Source organism: Nonomuraea sp. B208 (assembly GCF_057536035.1).
On the sequence record NZ_BAAJOU010000010.1, the window covers coordinates 162120 to 178483 of the forward strand.

Annotated in this window: 13 protein-coding genes and 1 tRNA gene; 3 read left to right on the plus strand and 11 right to left on the minus strand. The window is 73.4% G+C overall.

The features are described 5' to 3' along the window. The first annotated feature begins 85 nt into the window (after window positions 1-85). Entirely contained in the window at window positions 86-1378 is a 1293-nt protein-coding gene (lat, locus tag AC27IY_RS06350; protein ID WP_487177373.1) for an L-lysine 6-transaminase, read from the plus strand. Here the strand turns inward: lat and AC27IY_RS06355 are convergent. Beyond that, entirely contained in the window at window positions 1368-2588 is a 1221-nt protein-coding gene (locus AC27IY_RS06355) for an NAD(P)/FAD-dependent oxidoreductase (RefSeq protein ID WP_487177374.1), read from the minus strand. The genes lat and AC27IY_RS06355 overlap by 11 nt on opposite strands. A 139-nt stretch (window positions 2589-2727) precedes the next feature. Here AC27IY_RS06355 and AC27IY_RS06360 point away from each other — a divergent pair, with 139 nt between their 5' ends. Next, window positions 2728-3393 carry a helix-turn-helix domain-containing protein gene (locus tag AC27IY_RS06360; protein WP_371248615.1) on the plus strand — a complete coding sequence of 222 codons (666 nt, stop codon included), beginning with the start codon at window positions 2728-2730 and terminating at the stop codon, window positions 3391-3393. 244 nt (window positions 3394-3637) lie between these two features. Here AC27IY_RS06360 and AC27IY_RS06365 read toward each other — a convergent pair whose 3' ends face one another. The 8 genes from AC27IY_RS06365 to AC27IY_RS06400 form a co-directional block, all read right to left on the minus strand. Further along, window positions 3638-3862 carry a helix-turn-helix domain-containing protein gene (locus tag AC27IY_RS06365; protein ID WP_344206657.1) on the minus strand — a complete coding sequence of 75 codons (225 nt, stop codon included), beginning with the start codon at window positions 3860-3862 and terminating at the stop codon, window positions 3638-3640. A gap of 159 nt (window positions 3863-4021) precedes the next feature. Further along, window positions 4022-4097, minus strand: a tRNA-His gene (locus AC27IY_RS06370). 131 nt (window positions 4098-4228) lie between these two features. Next, entirely contained in the window at window positions 4229-4822 is a 594-nt protein-coding gene (gene orn, locus AC27IY_RS06375) for an oligoribonuclease (protein WP_364453591.1), read from the minus strand. Between the two features lie 69 nt (window positions 4823-4891). Next, window positions 4892-6007, minus strand: coding sequence for a DUF2510 domain-containing protein (locus AC27IY_RS06380; protein WP_487177375.1), 1116 nt, complete (start codon window positions 6005-6007; stop codon window positions 4892-4894). Window positions 6008-6055: 48 nt separating this feature from the next. Next, complete coding sequence (locus AC27IY_RS06385) at window positions 6056-7594, minus strand: protein kinase family protein (RefSeq protein WP_487177376.1); 1539 nt, start codon at window positions 7592-7594, stop codon at window positions 6056-6058. A gap of 22 nt (window positions 7595-7616) precedes the next feature. Then, entirely contained in the window at window positions 7617-9299 is a 1683-nt protein-coding gene (locus AC27IY_RS06390; RefSeq protein WP_487177377.1) for a serine/threonine-protein kinase, read from the minus strand. 109 nt (window positions 9300-9408) lie between these two features. Next, window positions 9409-11856 carry a protein kinase domain-containing protein gene (locus AC27IY_RS06395; protein WP_487177378.1) on the minus strand — a complete coding sequence of 816 codons (2448 nt, stop codon included), beginning with the start codon at window positions 11854-11856 and terminating at the stop codon, window positions 9409-9411. An 85-nt stretch (window positions 11857-11941) separates the two neighbouring features. Next, a complete protein-coding gene (locus AC27IY_RS06400) occupies window positions 11942-12580 on the minus strand; it encodes a pyridoxamine 5'-phosphate oxidase family protein (protein ID WP_364453578.1) in 639 nt (212 codons plus the stop codon). Window positions 12581-12615: 35 nt separating this feature from the next. On the opposite strand from AC27IY_RS06400, the gene pdxR reads away from it, so the two are divergent. Further along, window positions 12616-14058 (plus strand): MocR-like pyridoxine biosynthesis transcription factor PdxR, encoded by a 1443-nt coding sequence (pdxR, locus tag AC27IY_RS06405; protein ID WP_487177379.1) that lies wholly within the window; start codon window positions 12616-12618, stop codon window positions 14056-14058. Here pdxR and AC27IY_RS06410 read toward each other — a convergent pair. Together AC27IY_RS06410 and AC27IY_RS06415 are read right to left on the minus strand one after the other, a co-directional pair. Beyond that, window positions 14030-15160 (minus strand): DegT/DnrJ/EryC1/StrS family aminotransferase, encoded by a 1131-nt coding sequence (locus tag AC27IY_RS06410; protein ID WP_487177380.1) that lies wholly within the window; start codon window positions 15158-15160, stop codon window positions 14030-14032. The genes pdxR and AC27IY_RS06410 overlap by 29 nt on opposite strands. After that, entirely contained in the window at window positions 15157-16239 is a 1083-nt protein-coding gene (locus AC27IY_RS06415) for a GNAT family N-acetyltransferase (RefSeq protein WP_487177381.1), read from the minus strand. Before AC27IY_RS06415 ends, AC27IY_RS06410 begins: the two co-directional genes overlap by 4 nt. Between the last annotated feature and the right edge of the window lie 125 nt (window positions 16240-16364).

Genomic DNA, 16364 nt, shown 5'->3' on the forward strand with positions numbered 1-16364 from the left:
ATGGGTACATATACCGTAATTTTTACGTGTGGGTCGGCGCTTCACCGGAGATGCGCGCGACCTGTCCGCCCACAGTGGAGGCGACATGGACGTACACACCCGCCTTGCCCGCCACCTGCTCGTCGACGGCTACCGCCTGGTGCTCGACCTGGAGCTGAGCCGCGGATCCTGGCTCGTCGACGCGCGTGACGGCCGCCGATACCTGGACTTCTACACCTTCTTCGCCTCCGCCCCCCTGGGCGTGAACCCGCCCTTCGACCCCGACTTCGTCCAGCTGCTCGGCCAGGTCGCGCGGAACAAACCGGCCAACCCCGACATGTACACCGAGCACCTGGCCGACTTCGTGGAGACCTTCGTCCGCGTGCTCGGCGACCCCGCCCTGCCGCACCTGTTCTTCGTCGAGGGCGGCGCCCTGGCCGTCGAGAACGCGCTCAAGACCGCCTTCGACTGGAAGAGCCGGCGCAACGAGGCGGCCGGCCGCTCCCGCGACCTCGGCACCCAGGTCATGCACCTGACCCGGGCCTTCCACGGCCGCAGCGGCTACACCATGAGCCTGACCAACACCGAGCCGGGCAAGACCGACCGCTTCCCCGCCTTCGACTGGCCGCGCGTCGAGGTGCCCGCCACCCATCTCGGCGATGTCGAGGCGGCCGAGGAGCGCGCCCTGGCCCAGGCCAGGGCCGCGTTCGAACGGCATCCGCACGACATCGCCTGCTTCATCGCCGAGCCCATCCAGGGCGAGGGCGGCGACAACCACATGACCCCCCGGTTCCTGCAGGCCATGCAGCGCCTGTGCCACGAGCACGACGCGCTGTTCGTCCTGGACGAGGTCCAGACCGGCGGCGGCACGACCGGCACGCCCTGGGCCTACCAGCAGCTCGGGCTGGAGCCCGACATCGTGGCGTTCGCCAAGAAGGTCCAGGTCGGCGGCATCATGGCCGGCCGCAGGGTCGACCTGGTGCCCGACAACGTCTTCCAGGTGAGCGGCCGGATCAACTCCACCTGGGGCGGCGGGCTGGTGGACATGGTCCGCAGCCGCGGCATCCTGGAGATCATCGAGCGCGACGGCCTGATCGAGCGCGCCGGGACGCTCGGCGCCGTGCTGCTCGAACGGCTCGTCAAGCTGGAGGCCGAGCATCCGGAGACCGTCTCCGGCGTGCGCGGACGCGGCCTGATGGCCGCCTTCGACCTGCCCTCACCGGCTGCCAGGGACGCCCTGGTGTCCCGGCTCAGGGAGGATCACGGCGTGCTCGTGCTGGCCTGCGGGCCCCGCTCGGTGCGGCTGCGCCCGGCGCTCAACATCCCGGAGGCCGACCTCGACCACGGGCTGAGCGCCCTGGCGGCCGCGATCGACACCGGGACGCCGGTCACTGGGTGACGCTGGTGGCGGTGCGGCGCGGCCCGAGGTAGCGCCAGAAGAAGTTGAGCAGCACGCTTGCCCGGTTGCGCCCGCCCAGCAGGTAGGCGATGTGGACGAAGATCCAGATCAGCCAGGCGGGGAACCCGCGCACGGTGAGCCCGCTGGGCCGCTCCAGCACCGCCTCCGCCTTGCCCACCGTCGCCATGATGCCGGGGTCGCTGTAGCGGAACGGCCGCAGCGGCTCGCCCTTGGCCGCGGCGAGGATCTGCCGCGCCGCGTGCTTGCCCATCTGCAACGCCGGCTGGGCGAGCTGGGGGAGCGGCTTCGGCGGCGCGGCCAGGTCGCCGGCCACGAAGATCTCCGGATGGTCCGGCACGTTCAGCGCCTCGGTGAGCGTGATCCGCCCGCCCTTGCCCTGCGGCAGCCCCCAGTCGGCGACCTGGTCGGGCGCGGTGACGCCGAGCGCCCACACGGTCACGTCGCTCGGCAGCCTGGTGCCGTCCTTCAGCACCACCGCGTCCGGCTCCACCGAGGCCACCGTCGAGCCCAGGCGCATCCGCACGCCGCGCCGGCGCAGCGCGTTCTCCGCCGCCTGGCGCAGCCGCGGTTTGTACGGGGCCAGCACATAGTCGAAGCGCTCCACGAGGGTCACGCTCGTCTGGTCCGGCCGGATCTCGGGATGCGTCAGCGGCAGCGTACGGCGGCGCAGCTCGGCCAGCGTGCCCGCCACCTCGACGCCGGTCGCGCCCGCGCCCACCACCACGACGTCGGTGCTCTCGCGCCGCCCGGCCGCCGTGTCCTCCAGGTAGTGCTGGAGGCGCCGCCGCAGGGTGGCCGCGTCGTTCAGCGAGTAGATGGGCAGCGCGTTCTCCTTGGCGCCCGGCACGCCGAGCCAGTTCGTGGTCACGCCGGTGGCCAGCACGAGGTAGTCGTACTCCAGTGAGCTGCCGTCCTCCAGCTCCACCCGCCGCTCGTTCGGCAGCACCTTGCTGAGCGCGGCCCGGCGGGCCCGCACGTTCCGCCACCTGGCGGCGAAGGTCCTGATCGGGTACGACACGTCCGCCGTGCCCATGCCGGCCGTGGCCACCTGGTAGAGCAGCGGCTGGAAGGTGGAGTACGGGTTGCGGTCCACCACCGTGACCAGCGCGCCGCCCTTGGCCAGCTCCCGGGTGGCCGCGAGACCGGCGAAACCGGCCCCGACCACCACGACCCGCGTTCTCCGTACCATGACCGGTTTCCTCCCCCTCGACGGCGCCATGGACTCCTATGACTCCGTCAGCGTCGGTTAAACCACCGTGCGAAGAAAGGCCCCCTTTCCCTGCGCGCCGGGAAATGGGGTTACGGTGATCCCTGGGAGGAGATCACCGATGTCGCAGCAAGTGACCACCATCGAGCGCCTCGGCCACCGCATCGCCGAACGGCGCGAAGCGCTCGGCCTCAGTGGCGAGGAGCTGGCCGAACGCGCGAAGGTCGAGGCCGGCTACGTCGCCTACCTCGAAGGACGGGCCGGGCTGCCGCTGCGCGAGGCGCTCGCCCGGCTGGCCGGAGCCCTGGAGACGACCGTGGAGGAGCTGCTCACCGAGCCGCCCGCGGGCGCCGGGCCCGCCGCCGCGCACCCCGAGCTGGTGACCCTGGACGAGAAGGAGAGCCTGCGTCTCCTGGAGCCCGGCGGCGTGGGCCGCATCGCGTTCGCCGGCCGCTACGGGCTCACCGTCCTGCCGGTCAACTTCCGGCTGCTGGACGGCGCGATCGTCTTCCGCACCGCGACCGGCGGCTCCACCGACGAGGACCTGCGCACCGGCGTGGCCGACGTCGAGTACGTCGTGGCCTTCGAGGTCGACAGGATCGAGGAGGCGACGCGGGGCGGCTGGAGCGTCCTGGTGCAGGGTTCGCTGCACCACGTGACGGACGAGGAGGAGCGCGCGGCGGCCGCGGCCACGGGCGTCGAGCCGTGGGCGGGCGGCGACCGCGGCCAATACCTCAAGATCAGGCCCACCCGCGTGACCGGCCGCCGCATCGACCCGGGCGCCTGAGGCGCCGCCCGCACCCCGCCCCGGCGGCCGGAGGCCAGGCCGGCGCAGGGCGGCCGTGGAAGGGCGGCGTCGGGGCAGCCTGCCCCGGCCGACGGCGGGCCAGCCGGGGCAGGGCGGCGTCGGGCAGGGCGGCGTCGGGCCGACCGTGGAAGGGCGGCGGCGGGCCGGCCGCGGAAGGGCGGACGCGGGCCGGCCGTGGCTGGAGGCCGCGGCTTTCCGCGCGGCGCCCCTGGCCGGTGGCCGGTTACTGGCGGCGGGACCTCCAGAGGCCGATGGCGGTGACCCGGCTGTCCACGCCGAGTTTGGCGTAGATGCGGTTCACGTGGTTCTTGACGGTCTTCTCGCTGAGGAACAGGCGCCGCGCGATCTGACCGTTGGACTCCCCGTCGGCGATGAGGTCCATGACCTCGATCTCGCGTTTGCTCAGGGACGTGAACACGCTCTCGAACGCTGCGTCGTCGACTCTCATCCGGCCTCCGGGGGCGCGAAGACGGTCAGATCGCCGAGGCCCCCGCGCTTCCGGCGTTAGCGGTAGACAGCGAGCATAACCTGCATTGTCGTGATTTGGTGGCGATTGTCGGGAGAAAAACGACGACGGCCGGTCCATCAGGACCGGCCGTCGTACGCTTGGGGTGAGTGAAGGGACTTGAACCCTCGACACCCAGGACCACAACCTGGTGCTCTGCCAACTGAGCTACACCCACCATGGCCGCCCGCGCGAGGCGGCACAGGAAAAGTGTAGCGGGGTTCGGGAGTCTTTACGCCACTCCTTATCCGCGGACACGCCCGGCTGAGCCGCTGAACCGCTCCGGCTGAGCCGTGGACCCGCCCTGGCTCAGCCGCTGACCCGCTCCGCGAGTCCTCGCGCGGTCACCGAATCGGGCCCCGGCTGCTCCACGAAGATCGCCGCCCGGTAGTAGCGCAACTCCCTGATGCTCTCGGTGATGTCGGCGAGCGCGCGGTGCCCGCCCTGCTTCTCCGGCGCGGCGAAGTAGACCCGTGGATACCACCGGCGGGCCAGCTCCTTGATCGACGACACGTCGATCATCCGGTAGTGGAGATGGCCGTCCACCGCGGGCATGTCACGGGCCAGGAACGTGCGGTCGGTGCCGATGGAGTTGCCGCACAGCGGCGCCTTCTTCGGCTCGGGCACGTGGTGGCGGATGTAGTCGAGCACGAGCGACTCCGCCTCGGCCAGCGTCATCCCGCCGGCCAGCTCGGGCAGCAGCGCGGAGGCGGTGTGCATCTCGCGCACCACCTGCGACATCTGCTCCAGTGACTCCGGCGGCGGCTTGATGATCACGTCGACGCCTTCGTCGAGCTGGTTGAGCTCGCTGTCGGTGATGATGCAGGCCACCTCGATCAGGGCGTCGCGCCCGAGGTCGAGCCCGGTCATCTCGCAGTCGATCCAGACCAGCAAGTCACTCATACGATCTCCTCGCCCAGCGGCTCGGAGCGATCCGCCCGCTTGTTACCCCCACCAGCCTAGTGCCACTGGTCACGCGGGCTTGAGCGAGCCGACGACCTTGTCGACCACGCCGGTGCCGAGATTGTCCGGCACGGAGACGTAGAGGAGGGCCGGCCGCTCGTTCGCGCCGCGGTCCATGAGCACGATGGCTCCGGTCTCCTTCTTCCACTTGTAGCCGTTCTCCTTCGCCGCCTTCGTGAAGTCCAGCTCGAACTGCAGCAGCCAGCCCTCGCGGTCGCCGATCTTGATGGCCTTGTCGGCCGCGATCTTGGTCTCGTGCGCGACCGAGTAGAACTGCGCGAAGTCCATGAAGACGGCCTGCGCGGTCGCGCGGAGACCGGAGGCCCCGGTGTACGGGTAGAGCTCGTTGAGCAGGCCCGTGTTGACGTTGCCGACCCAGGTGCCGCCCTTGCCGTCGTAGTTCTCGTGCGAGGTCTTCTCCACGCTCGACGACCAGAGCTGGCGGGTGGGCGGCGGGTTGTCCGGGTTGAGCTGCGGAGGCACCGACCAGCCCTCGGGCACCTCGTACGAGATCCCGGTCCGGGTGTCGGCGATCCGGCCGTCGGCGGGCTGCGGCGGCGGGGAGGCCTGGCCGGGCGACGGCTGCCCAGAAGGGGGCTCTGCGGGCGGCTCCTGGGTCGGCTGCTCCGGCGGCACGTAGGTGTCGCCCGGGGAGGGCAGCGCGCTCGACTCGCCGCGGTTGACGAGGAAGATCCCGCCCGCGACGAGCAGCGCGACCACCACGAGCGCCGCCAGGCCGCCGAACACCCACGGCATCGGGTTGCCCTGCCTGGGCGGCGGGCCGTAGCCTCCGGGCACCTGGGGCGGACCGCCAGGCCCCTGGGGCGGGCCGCCCGGGCTCCAGTGCGGCTGCGTGGGCGCCGGCTGGCCGTAGGCGGACTGCCCGTAGGTCGGCCCGCCGTACTGCGAGGTCGGGTTCGCGGGTGTCGCCGACCAGTCCGGCCGCGCCTGCTGCTGCGGGCCGGAGGCCGGCTGCTGCTGCTGCTGGGGGTGGGGCTGGGACTGCGGTGCGGGCCCCTGCTCCTGGACGTGGGTGGCGTCGGTCCACTGGTTGCCGTCCCACCAGCGGAGCTTGGGCTCGCCATAGGGGTCCGGATACCAGCCCGCGGGGGTCTGGGTGGTCATGTTGGCCAGATTAGTAAGAAACCGCTCCGGTATGCAGGCCGAGCGGCATCAGCACTTGTACGTGAAGCTGACCTTGTCCGTACGCACCGGCTCGGGGCTCACGATGCGCAGCGTGGCGGTGGCCTTCTCGGTGGCCTTGCCGTTGAGCGACCAGCGCAGCGGCAACTGGTACGACGTCTGGTCCGACCGCGTCTGGACGGTGCCCTTGACGACCTCGTCGTCCAGGTTCTTGTGCCACTCGTAGGTGATCACGCCGGACCCGCCGTTGGTGACGACCACGCCGGTGACCAGGGCCGTGGCGTCGCATCCGTACGACTTCTTGGCCACCTTCACGTCCACGGACCCGATCGCGAGGTCCGGCGCGTCGCTCAGCCTGAACCAGGCCAGGATCGCCCCCACCATGATCACCGCGAAGAGCGCCGTGGAGCCGATCGTGCGCCACCGCCGCGACCGGGCCGCCTTGACCCGGCGCCCGCCCGCGCCGCGCTGCACGGTGTCGGCCTCCGGCCGCCCTGAGCGCCAGATCTGCTCGGCCGTGGTCGCCGGCCGCTGCTCCTGCGTGCCCACACCGGGCCCGAACTGCACAGCCCCTGACGGCCCCGCCTGCCCCGGCCCCGCTTGTCCCGGCCCCGACTGCCCCAGCCCTGCCTGCCCCGGCCCTGCCTGCCCCGGCCCTGCCTGCCCCGGTCCCGCTTGTCCCGGCCCCGCGTGCAGCGGCCCCGCATGCCCTGGCCCCGTCTGCCCCGGTCCTGGCTGTCCCGGCCACACGCGGCCCGGGCCGAGCAACGTCACGATGTCGCCCTCGTCGCGTGGCAGCGCCGGAAGGGCCGCCGCCGCGGCGGCGTGCGCGGGCGGCTGCGCGAACGCCGAGCGGCCCCGCGCCGCCCGCGCCAGCCCCTCCCTGCCGATCGTCCCGCCGGGCAGCGACGCCTGCTCGGCGAGCAGCGCGCCGCGCGCGGCGGCGAGGCCCAGCGTTCCGGCCAGCCCCGCGGCCCGCTCGAAGAGCTGCGCCGCCTGCGGCGCCCACGCCACGAACGACGCGGCGAGCCCGCGCGCCAGCGCCGCCCATCCGGCGGCGTCCCGCTCCGGCGGCGACACCAGGCCGCGGATGGCGTCGGACAGCCCCCGCTCCGACAGCAGCGCCGCGCCCTCGGACGTGACGACCACCGTCCCGGGGTGCACGGAGCCGTGCGTGACCCCGGCCGCGTGCAGCGCGATCAGCGTCTGCGCGGTCTCCACCAGGGCCGAGGCCGCGCCGGCCGGCTCGATCGGCGCGCTGGTGAGCAGGTCGGCCAGCGTCGGGCTGACCGCCTGGCCGGTGAGCAGCCACACCTGGTCGCCGGCCGCCACCACGTCCGCGACCGGGATGAGCCCGGTCAGCCCGCCCAGCACCAGCCGCTGATCGGTGAGTACGGCCGCCACCACCCGCTCGCGCACGCCGGGCAGCCCCATGCGCCGCGCGTCGAACAGCAGCGCGCCCGCCCTGCGCCCGTCCGGCGAGATGGCGTCGATCCAGTTGCCCAGCTCCGTCATCCACGTGTGCTCGGTCAGCCGGAAACCGGCGATCCCGTGCTCAGGATTGTTCATCGCCGTTCGCCCCCCGGCGCGTCTAGCGCTTCCTTCTGTGGCGGCCCGCCATGCGGCCCCGTACCGCAAGTGTGACCGGCACGACGCCGGACGTCATCAGGCCGAGCGCGAGCAGCGCGCCCGGGGCCGCCTCCGCGCGGTTGATCCGCGGGTCGTCGCTCGGCGTGGTGTCGCCGGTCGGGCTGGACGGGTCGGTCGGCGGCGTGGACGTGGGCGGCTGGGACGTGCTGGGCTGCTCCTGCGTGGGCCGCGTCGGGCGGGTGGTGGCCGGCGGGTTGCTGCTCCTGGTCGGGGCGGCGGAGGTCTGGGGGCGCCGGGTGTTCGACGGCACCTCCACCCTGCCGGTCGGCTCGTCCTCGTCGGTGTCCGTCGCGGTCGGGGACGCCTTGCGGGTCCGCGTCGGCGTCCTGATCGGGCTGCGCGTGGGCCGGGGCCGGGCGGTGGTCCTGGTCGGCGCGGCGGTCGGCCCGGCAGTGGGCCCAGTGGTGGGCACGGTGGTGGGTGCGGTGGTGGGCGGCGCCTGGCTCTGCGTGGCGGTCGGCGTCGTCTCCGGCGTGGTCTCCTCGGGGGTGCTCTCCTCCGTGGGCTCCGTGTCCTCCTCGACGGGCTCCTCCGTGGCGGGGACGACCGCGCTCGGGGTGACCGGGGTGGAGTCCGCGGAGAGCTTGGTCTCGCCGGACGACGACAGCGCGAACACGGCCGCGCCGATCACCACGACGGCGCCGACCGTCGCCACGGCGATCTTCGCCGGGATCTTGCGCAGCAGCCCGGCCGCGTCGGGGAAGCGGCTCTCGGTGAACGAGGTCTCGGTCTCGACCGGCTCGTCCAGCGAACTCGGGAAGACCATGATCAGCATGCCGGCGAGCGCGGCCAGGCGGCGGCGGCCGCGCTCCTCCCAGTCGGGGCCGTACGCGCCGGCCGCGACCGCCTCCAGCTCGGTCAGGAACGCCTCCGCCGACGGCGGCCGCTCGGCGGGGTCCTTGGCCATGCCGCGCTCGACCAGGCCCTGCAGCGGGGCCGGCACCTCCTCGGCCGGGACCGGCGCGCTCTGGTGCTGGGCGGCCAGCGCGACCAGGTTGGTGCCGCGGTACGGCCGGCCGCCGGTCAGGCACTCGAAGAAGACGACCGTGGCGGCGTACACGTCGGTGGCGGGGCCGGCGGGCGCGCCCGACCACTGCTCGGGCGCCATGTACGGCGGCGTGCCCGCGGCTCCGGCGTCCTCGCCGGCCCGGACCGCGATGCCGAAGTCCACCAGCTTGCTGGTGCCGTCCTCCTGCACCATGACGTTCTCGGGCTTGTAGTCGCGGTGCACGACGCCGATGGCGTGCGCCGAGGCGAGGCCCCGGAGCGAGCCCTTCAGCACGGTCAGCGCCGCCTCGGGGCCGGTCGGGCCCTGGGAGCGGAGCAGTTCGCGTAACGAGACGCCGTTGACCAGCTCCATGACGATCGCCGCGCCGTAGCCGGACTCGACGTAGTCGATGAGGCGGGCGTGGTACGCGCTCTGCAGCGTGCCCAGCAGCCGGGCCTCGTGCCGGAAACGGGCCACGAACCCCATGTCGGACCTCAGCTCGTCACTGAGGTACTTGATGGCCACCTCGGCGCCGTCGTGGTCGCGCGTGGCCAGCACGACTCGCCCGGCGGCTCCCGAGCCCAGCTCGCGAACCTCGGTATAGCCGGGGACCCCCCATTGGCCCTCGCCGTACATACGGTCTCCTCTGGAGTTGTGTGGGCCCCCACCCGTATCAAACGGTCCGTAGCTTAACGGGACCTAACCGGATTCCCTGCCGATATGGCGATAAGTGTGACGGACGACTTCAGTCGATCTCCACCGGTGTGTCGGAAGTCTCAGGCGAAACCTCAGGTCGCGGGGTCTTCGACGGCCCCTCACCGGGCTCCTCCTCGCGCGGCTCCTCCTCGCGGGGAGGACAGGCGGCGGTGGTCCCGCTCGCCGAGTCGCCGCCGTTGCCCGCCGCCGGATCGGTCGAGGCGGTCACCGTCCACCGCGTGCCGCAGGCCAGTTTGACGGGGAAGGTGAAGGTCCGCACGTACGAGGTCTCGCCCGACAGCGTCGCCGTGTCGGAGCCGCCGCCCTCGCCGCCGGTGGTGTACCTGACGGTGAGGCGTACGGGCTGGGTGCCGGCCGTCAGCACCCGGACCGTGGCCGTGAGGCCGTCGCCCGCGCTCGCCCGCAGCACGGTGACCTGGCGCACCTCGGGCGGGCAGGTCACGGCGGCCCGCGCGGTGGCCGTACGGCCGCCCGCCGTCACCCGGACCGAGACCGTCGAGCCGCACGGGCGGGAGCGGAAGGCGTGCGTGAGCACGCGGCTGTAGGAGGTGCGGCCCGACAGGGTGAGGTCCCTGGCGGAGATCTGGTCGCCGTTCACCGCGAAGCGGGCCGTGACGGGGATCTCGCCGGTGCCGCTCGCCGTCACCCTGATCGCCGCCCGCGCGGCGCGGCCGGGCGCGGCGGGCATGTCCAGGGACACGCGCAGGCCGGTCACCCGGGCCGGGCAGGGCGGCACGGACACGGACGCGGTCCGCGCGCCGCCGGGGGCGGCCGGGGTGGTGGTGACGGTCAGCGTGACCGTACGCCCGCAGGCGCGCTCGCCGGGGGTCCAGGTCAGCGTGCGCGTGTAGGAGGTCGAGCCGCGTAAGGCGAGGCGCTGGGTCCTGCCGGGGCCGCCGGGGACCGACCAGACGGCGGTGGCGGCGACGGGCGCGGTGCCGCTCGCCCGGACGGTGATGGTCGCGGCGGCCACGCCGTCGGCGCCGATGGTCGGCTCGCCGACGCTCACTCCGAGCACGGACGTGGCCGGCGAGGGAGTGGTCACCGTCGGGGTGGGAGTCGGGGTCGGTGTGGGGGTGGGGGTCCTGGAAGGGCCGCGCGTCGGCGGCGAGGTGACCGGGCGGGGGGTGGCGGGACGGGAGGTGGCCGGCCGGGGAGTGGCGGGACGGGAGGTGGCGGGCCGGGAGGTGGCGGGCCGGGAAGTGGCCGGGCGGGAAGTGGTCCGCGGCGGGTCCGAGGGCTCGTCCACCGGCACGACGGCCTTAGGCGTGCCGGCCGGGGTGCTCTCGGGAAGCACCTCGGGCGTCGGCTCGGGCGAGAGCTCCGGAGTCGAGGTCGGTTCAGGGGTCGGCTCAGGGGTCGGTTCGGGCGTCGGCTCCAGGGGCGGGGTCGCCGCGGCGGCCTCGGGCGTGATGGTGGTCGGCGGCACGACCACCGCCGCGCCGATCGGCCCGGCGGGCGGCGGCTGCTCCCGGTTCGCGAGCAGGATCACCGACGCCACCGCCACCGCCGTGGCCAGCCCGCCGCCCATCGCCACCCGGGCCGCGTTGGCGCGCAGGCCGCGGAAGACCGTACGGGCGAACGACGTGGTCACCTCCGGCGTGGCCGCGGGCGGCGTGGGCAGCAGCAGCGCGAGCAGGCCCACCAGCGCGGCCAGCCGCCGCCGCCCGCGCTCCTCCCAGTCCTCCCCGTACGCGGCCACGGCCGTGGCCTCCAGCTCGGCCACGAACGCCTCCGCGCCCGCCGGCCGCCGCGCCGGGTCCTTGGCCATGCCGCGCCGGACCAGCTCGCGCACCGGCGCGGGCACCTCGTGGAACGGCACCGGGGCGTGGACGTGCTGGTAGCCGAGCACGCTGGGCTCGGTCGAGCGGTAGGGCCGGTGCCCGGTCAGGCATTCGAAGAAGACGGCGGTGGCGGCGTACACGTCGGTCGAGGGCGAGGCGGGCCGGCCCTCCCACAGCTCCGGAGCCATGTACGGCGGCGTGCCCTCGGGCACCCCGGCCGAGCCCTGCCGCACCGCGATGCCGAAGTCGACGAGCTTGCTCACCCCGTCGTCGCGGACGAGCACGTTCTCGGGCTTGTAGTCGCGGTGCACGACGCCGCGCGCGTGCGCCGCGCCGAGGCCCAGCAGCGAGCCCTTGAGCACGGCCAGCGCCGCCTCGGGCTCGGCCGTGCCGTTCTCGCGCAGCAGCGCCCGCAGCGGCACGCCGTTGACCAGCTCCATGACGATGGCCGCGCCGCCGGCGTCTTGGACGTACTCCCACATGGTGGCGATGTGGGGGTGGCGCAGCGTGGTCAGCAGCCGCGCCTCCGACTGGAACCGGGCCACCGCCGCCGGGTCCTGGAGCAGGTGCGTGGCGAGGTACTTGATGGCGACCTCGACCCCGGTCTCGTCGTGCACGGCCAGCACGACGCGGCCGCCGGCGCCGGCGCCGAGCTGTCTGATCTGGGTGTAGCCGGGGGCGGTCCAGTCCATATGCCAACTCCCATCAGGATCCGGCCCACCTGATGAGACGTACGATCAAGAGCGCGGGTTTGCCAGGTGGCCCTGATTCATGGAACTACTCCCGATGGAGGATGTGAACGGGGGGATCGATACCTTCTGGGAGCACCGGATCGGGTTCGGGCGCGCCCCACGTCGTGACCAGCGGCAGCACGCCGGCCCACACCGGCAGGTCGTAGTCCTCCTCCTCGTCCGACGGCCCGCCGCGGCGCGTCTTGACCGACGCCTCCTCCAGCGACAGGGCGAGGACGGAGGTGGCGGCGAGCTCCTTGCGGTTCGGCTGCCTGACGTAGTCCCACTGGCCGGGCGCCAGCCGTTCCGACAGGGCCCGCAGGCCCGCCAGCCGCTCGTCGGGGTCGGTCACCAGCCGGGCCCGGCCGTAGACGATCGCCGAGCGGTAGTTGACCGAGTGGTGGAAGATCGAGCGGGCCAGCACGACGCCGTCCAGGTGCGTGACCGTCACACAGACCTCGCCGCCGTCGGCCGCGCGCAGCGACCGGGCGCCCGTGGAGCCGTGCAGGTAGAGGGTGTCGTCCAGGCGGCCGTAGCCGGTGGGCACGACCATGGGGCAGCCGTCCACGACGACGCCCAGGTGGCAGATCAGGCCGGAGTCGAGCACGTCGTACAGGTCGTTCCTGTCGGTGCTGCCGCGCTCCTTGGAGCGGCCGAGCGTGGTGCGGGGAGTGGCGGAGAGCATGATTCGACCGTACGCAGGAAGTGGACCTAGTCTGGATGGCCACTGTCGACCCCTTCGTAGGGACCACTTTCGTGCGTAGCTCCGTCGACCTGCCGGTTTCCCTCTCGCGGGAGGCCGCCGTGCCGCTCACCGCCCAGCTCGCCGGCTGGCTGCGCCGGGCCATGCTGGACGGCACGCTGCCGCCCGGCGAGCGGCTGCCGTCGAGCCGGGCGCTCGCCGCCCAGCTCAAGGTGAGCAGGACCGTCGTCACGGAGGCGTACCAGCAGCTCTACGCCGAGGGGTGGCTGGAGGGCCGGCACGGCTCCGGCACCTTCGTGGCGGACATGGAGAGTGTGGCGGACATGGAACGGGTGGTCACGCCGCCGCGCGAGGCCCACCGCGACCAGGGCCCGCCCGAGCCCGCCGCCGCCTTCATCGACCTCACGGCGGGCCGGCCCTGGGTGCGCGACCACGACCGGGCCGCGTGGAAGCGCGCCTGGCGCAAGGCGGGCGAGTCGCCGCCCGGCGCAGAACCCGACCCGTACGGCCTGCCGCGGCTGCGCGAGCTGCTCGCCGACCACCTGCGCAGGGCGCGCGGCATGGCCGTCGGCCCGGAGAACATCCTGGTCACCAGGGGCACCGGCAACGGCCTCGACCTGTGCGCGCTCGCCCTGCTCGGCGCGGGCGCCCGCGCCGGGGTCGAGGACCCCGGCTACCACGTGGCCCGCACGGTGTTCGCGGCGCGCGGCGCCGAGATCGTGCCGTGCCCGGTGGACGCCGACGGCGTGATCGTCGACGGCCTGCCCGGCGATCTCCGCGTGCTCTACACGACACCCGCCCACCAGTTCCCGCTGGGCGGCCGGCTGCCGATCCCGCGCCGCGAGCGGCTGCTGTCCTGGGCGCGGAGCACCGGCGCGACCATCGTCGAGGACGACTACGACGCCGAGTTCCGTTACGACGTCGCCCCGCTGCCCGCCCTCTACGGCCTCGACCCGTCGCGGGTGGTGCTGCTCGGCACGCTGTCCAAGACCCTGTCGCCGGACGTCGGCGTCGGCTGGCTGGTCGGCACGCCGGAGCTGGTCGGGCGGATCGCCGGGCTGCGCAGCGCGGTCGCCGACCGGACCAGCGGCCCGGTCCAGGAGGCGGTGGCGACCCTGCTGGAGCGTGGCGACCTCGACCGGCACCTGCGCCGCATGCGCCTGGAGTACGCCCGCCGCAGGGCCGTCGTCGTCGAGCTGCTGGGGCCGGTGTGCCGGCTGCGCGGCGACACCGCGGGGCTGCACGTGCTCGCCGAGCTGCCCGCCGCCGTGGTGCCCGCCGTGGTCGAGCGGGCCAGGGAGCGGGGGGTCCTGCTGGACGCCACCGGCCGGCACCATCACGGCCGCGAGCGGCTGCACGGGCTGGTGATCGGCTACGGCTCGGCGTCGCTGGCCGACGTGCGCCGGGGCTGCCGGGTCCTCGCCGAGATCGTCAGGGAAGCGGCGGCGGGGGCGCCGTAGCGGGCTCCAGGGCGCGCAGGACGGGCAGGGAGCGGTGGACGTACATCGGGTCCACGGGAAGGACGTGGCGGGCCCACCAGCGCGCCTGTGTGGGGTCCGGCGACGGCTCGGCGAAGCCGGGGGCGTAGTCGTCGTAGGCGGGGGCGTACAGGTAGCCGGTGGACACGCCGTGGCGCTCCAGCTCGGCGATGGCCGCGTCCCGCTCGCGCACGAGCAGGGGGACGCGGAACAGCGGCTGGTCCAGGTGGTCGCGCACGGCCGGCGCGACGGCGGGCAGCTCGGCCAGCCGGGCCGTCCCCGCGAGCCGCCGGGCGCGCTCGCCGGGCACCTTGGCCGTCCGGCGCGCCTGGTACCAGCGGGCCAGCGGGCCGCGGCGCGACCGGTAGGCGTGCAGGTCGGCGCGGACCCACGGGTCGAACGGCGGCAGCTCGGGGATCTCCTTGAGCGCCAGCTCCAGCGCGTCGGGGTTGAGCGGGATGCGGAAGCCGTCGCGCGGCTCCTCCAGGCCGATCGCGCGCGCGACGGCGAGCGCCGGGCGGACCAGGCCGAGTCTGAGCGCGACCTGGCGGGCCATCGAGGTGGACACCGACAGCAGGTCGGCGCGGAGCGAGCCGGGGGCCAGCACCTCGTCGCGGGCGCGTTCGAGGGCCCGCAGGTCGGCGGCGTGCTCGACGGCCAGCACGCCGCCCGAGCCCGCCCCCGGGTGCTTGGAGAGGCTGAAGACGCCGGCCTGGCCGAACGTGCCCAGCGGCCGCCCGCCGAGATCGCTCTCCATGGCGTGCGCGACGTCCTCGATGAGGATCTTGCCGGTGAAGGCGGTGACGCGGTCGGGGAGGCCGTAGAGGTTGGTCGTGAGGACGGCGTCCACGGTGGCGAGGTCGACGCGGGCGGCGTCGATGTTGCCGTCGCGCGGGTCGAGCGGGGCGATCACCGGGCGCAGCCCGGCGGCGAGCACCAGGAACAGGATCTCGTCGGCCGAGATCGGCGACATCAGCAGCCGCTGCCCGGGCGTGCACCAGTGCCGTAGTGCCAGGTAGAGACCGAGACGATTGGAAGGTAACGACAGACAGTGACGGCCCGTGCGCTTTTCGATGTGTTTCACCGGGAGATAACGCTACGGAGTCGTCCGTACGTTTTCAATGCTTTGTCGGCACTGCGCAGAAGAAGCGGGTGGGCCATCACCGTCGCGCGGGCCTTGCGCACCGGGACGCGCATCATCCAGTGCACGCCCGCTCCCGCGCTCGCCCTGGCGACCCGGCCCTCGGCGACCTCGAGCTCGCCGTTCTTCAGCTTCTCCTTGTACTCCTTCTGCCCGCGCCCCATGTCGATCACCTCGATCCCGGAGGCGGCCGCCCGCTCGGCCATCGCGAGATGGTGGATGAGGCCGGGGGAGTACTTGGCGAACTGGGTGTCGTAGGCGGGGAACCAGCCGGCCAGCGTGGTGCGGGTGCGCACCCCGAAGTGCCCGGCCACCGGCCGGTCGTCGACGTAGATCATGTCGAGCACGCCGGCGAAGGAGTCGGTCCGGGTGGCGAGCAGCCGCTCGACCAGCTCGACGATCCACTGATGAGCGAACCTGTCGGTGCGGCCGGTGCGGCGGTACTGGTCGGTCTTCCAGCCGAGCAGCGTGTGCAGCGGCTCCAGGTCGGTGACCGCGAAGTCGTGGCGGAGCTCGCCGGCCTCGCGCTGGAGCTTGCGCGACTTGGCCAGCGTGCTCTTGTACGTCTTGCCGGAGTTGTCCTTGAGGAAGCGCGTGTAGTTCTCGTAGCCGTCGCGCAGGTCGATGATCGGCGACGGGTGGCGCTCGGCGCGGGCGGTCATCAGCGGCTGCCCGGCGACCAGGTGGTCGAACTCGTAGACGGCCAGCCCGCAGTCCTTGATCAGCCGCTGCGCGTCGATCTCCAGGTCCTTGGCGCACACCAGCCCCTGCGCGTCGGTCAGCCCCGCGGCGACCGGCTTGCCGATGCCCAGCGGGTGGCGTTCGAAGGGGAAGAAGCCCACGATGTCGGGGCCGTCGTGGAGGACGGCGACCTGGACGACCTCGCGCAGCTCGCCCACCGTGATCGTGAACTCGGGCGACAGGAAGGGGTTGTCGTAGACCGGATCGGACTCCTGAAGAGCACGCCAGCGGCTCACTTCGGAGGGTCCGAGCTCACGGGGGAGGGCGAGGGTGACGCGCATGTGCTCCTACAGACGGCCGCACTCTGTGTGTAGCAAGGAATCGGACCAGGTAACTGCCAGGGTAAGCGAACCTGCCGAATGCTCATCGTCGCAGGTCCGGAACGTTACAAAACTCTCAGGTATCG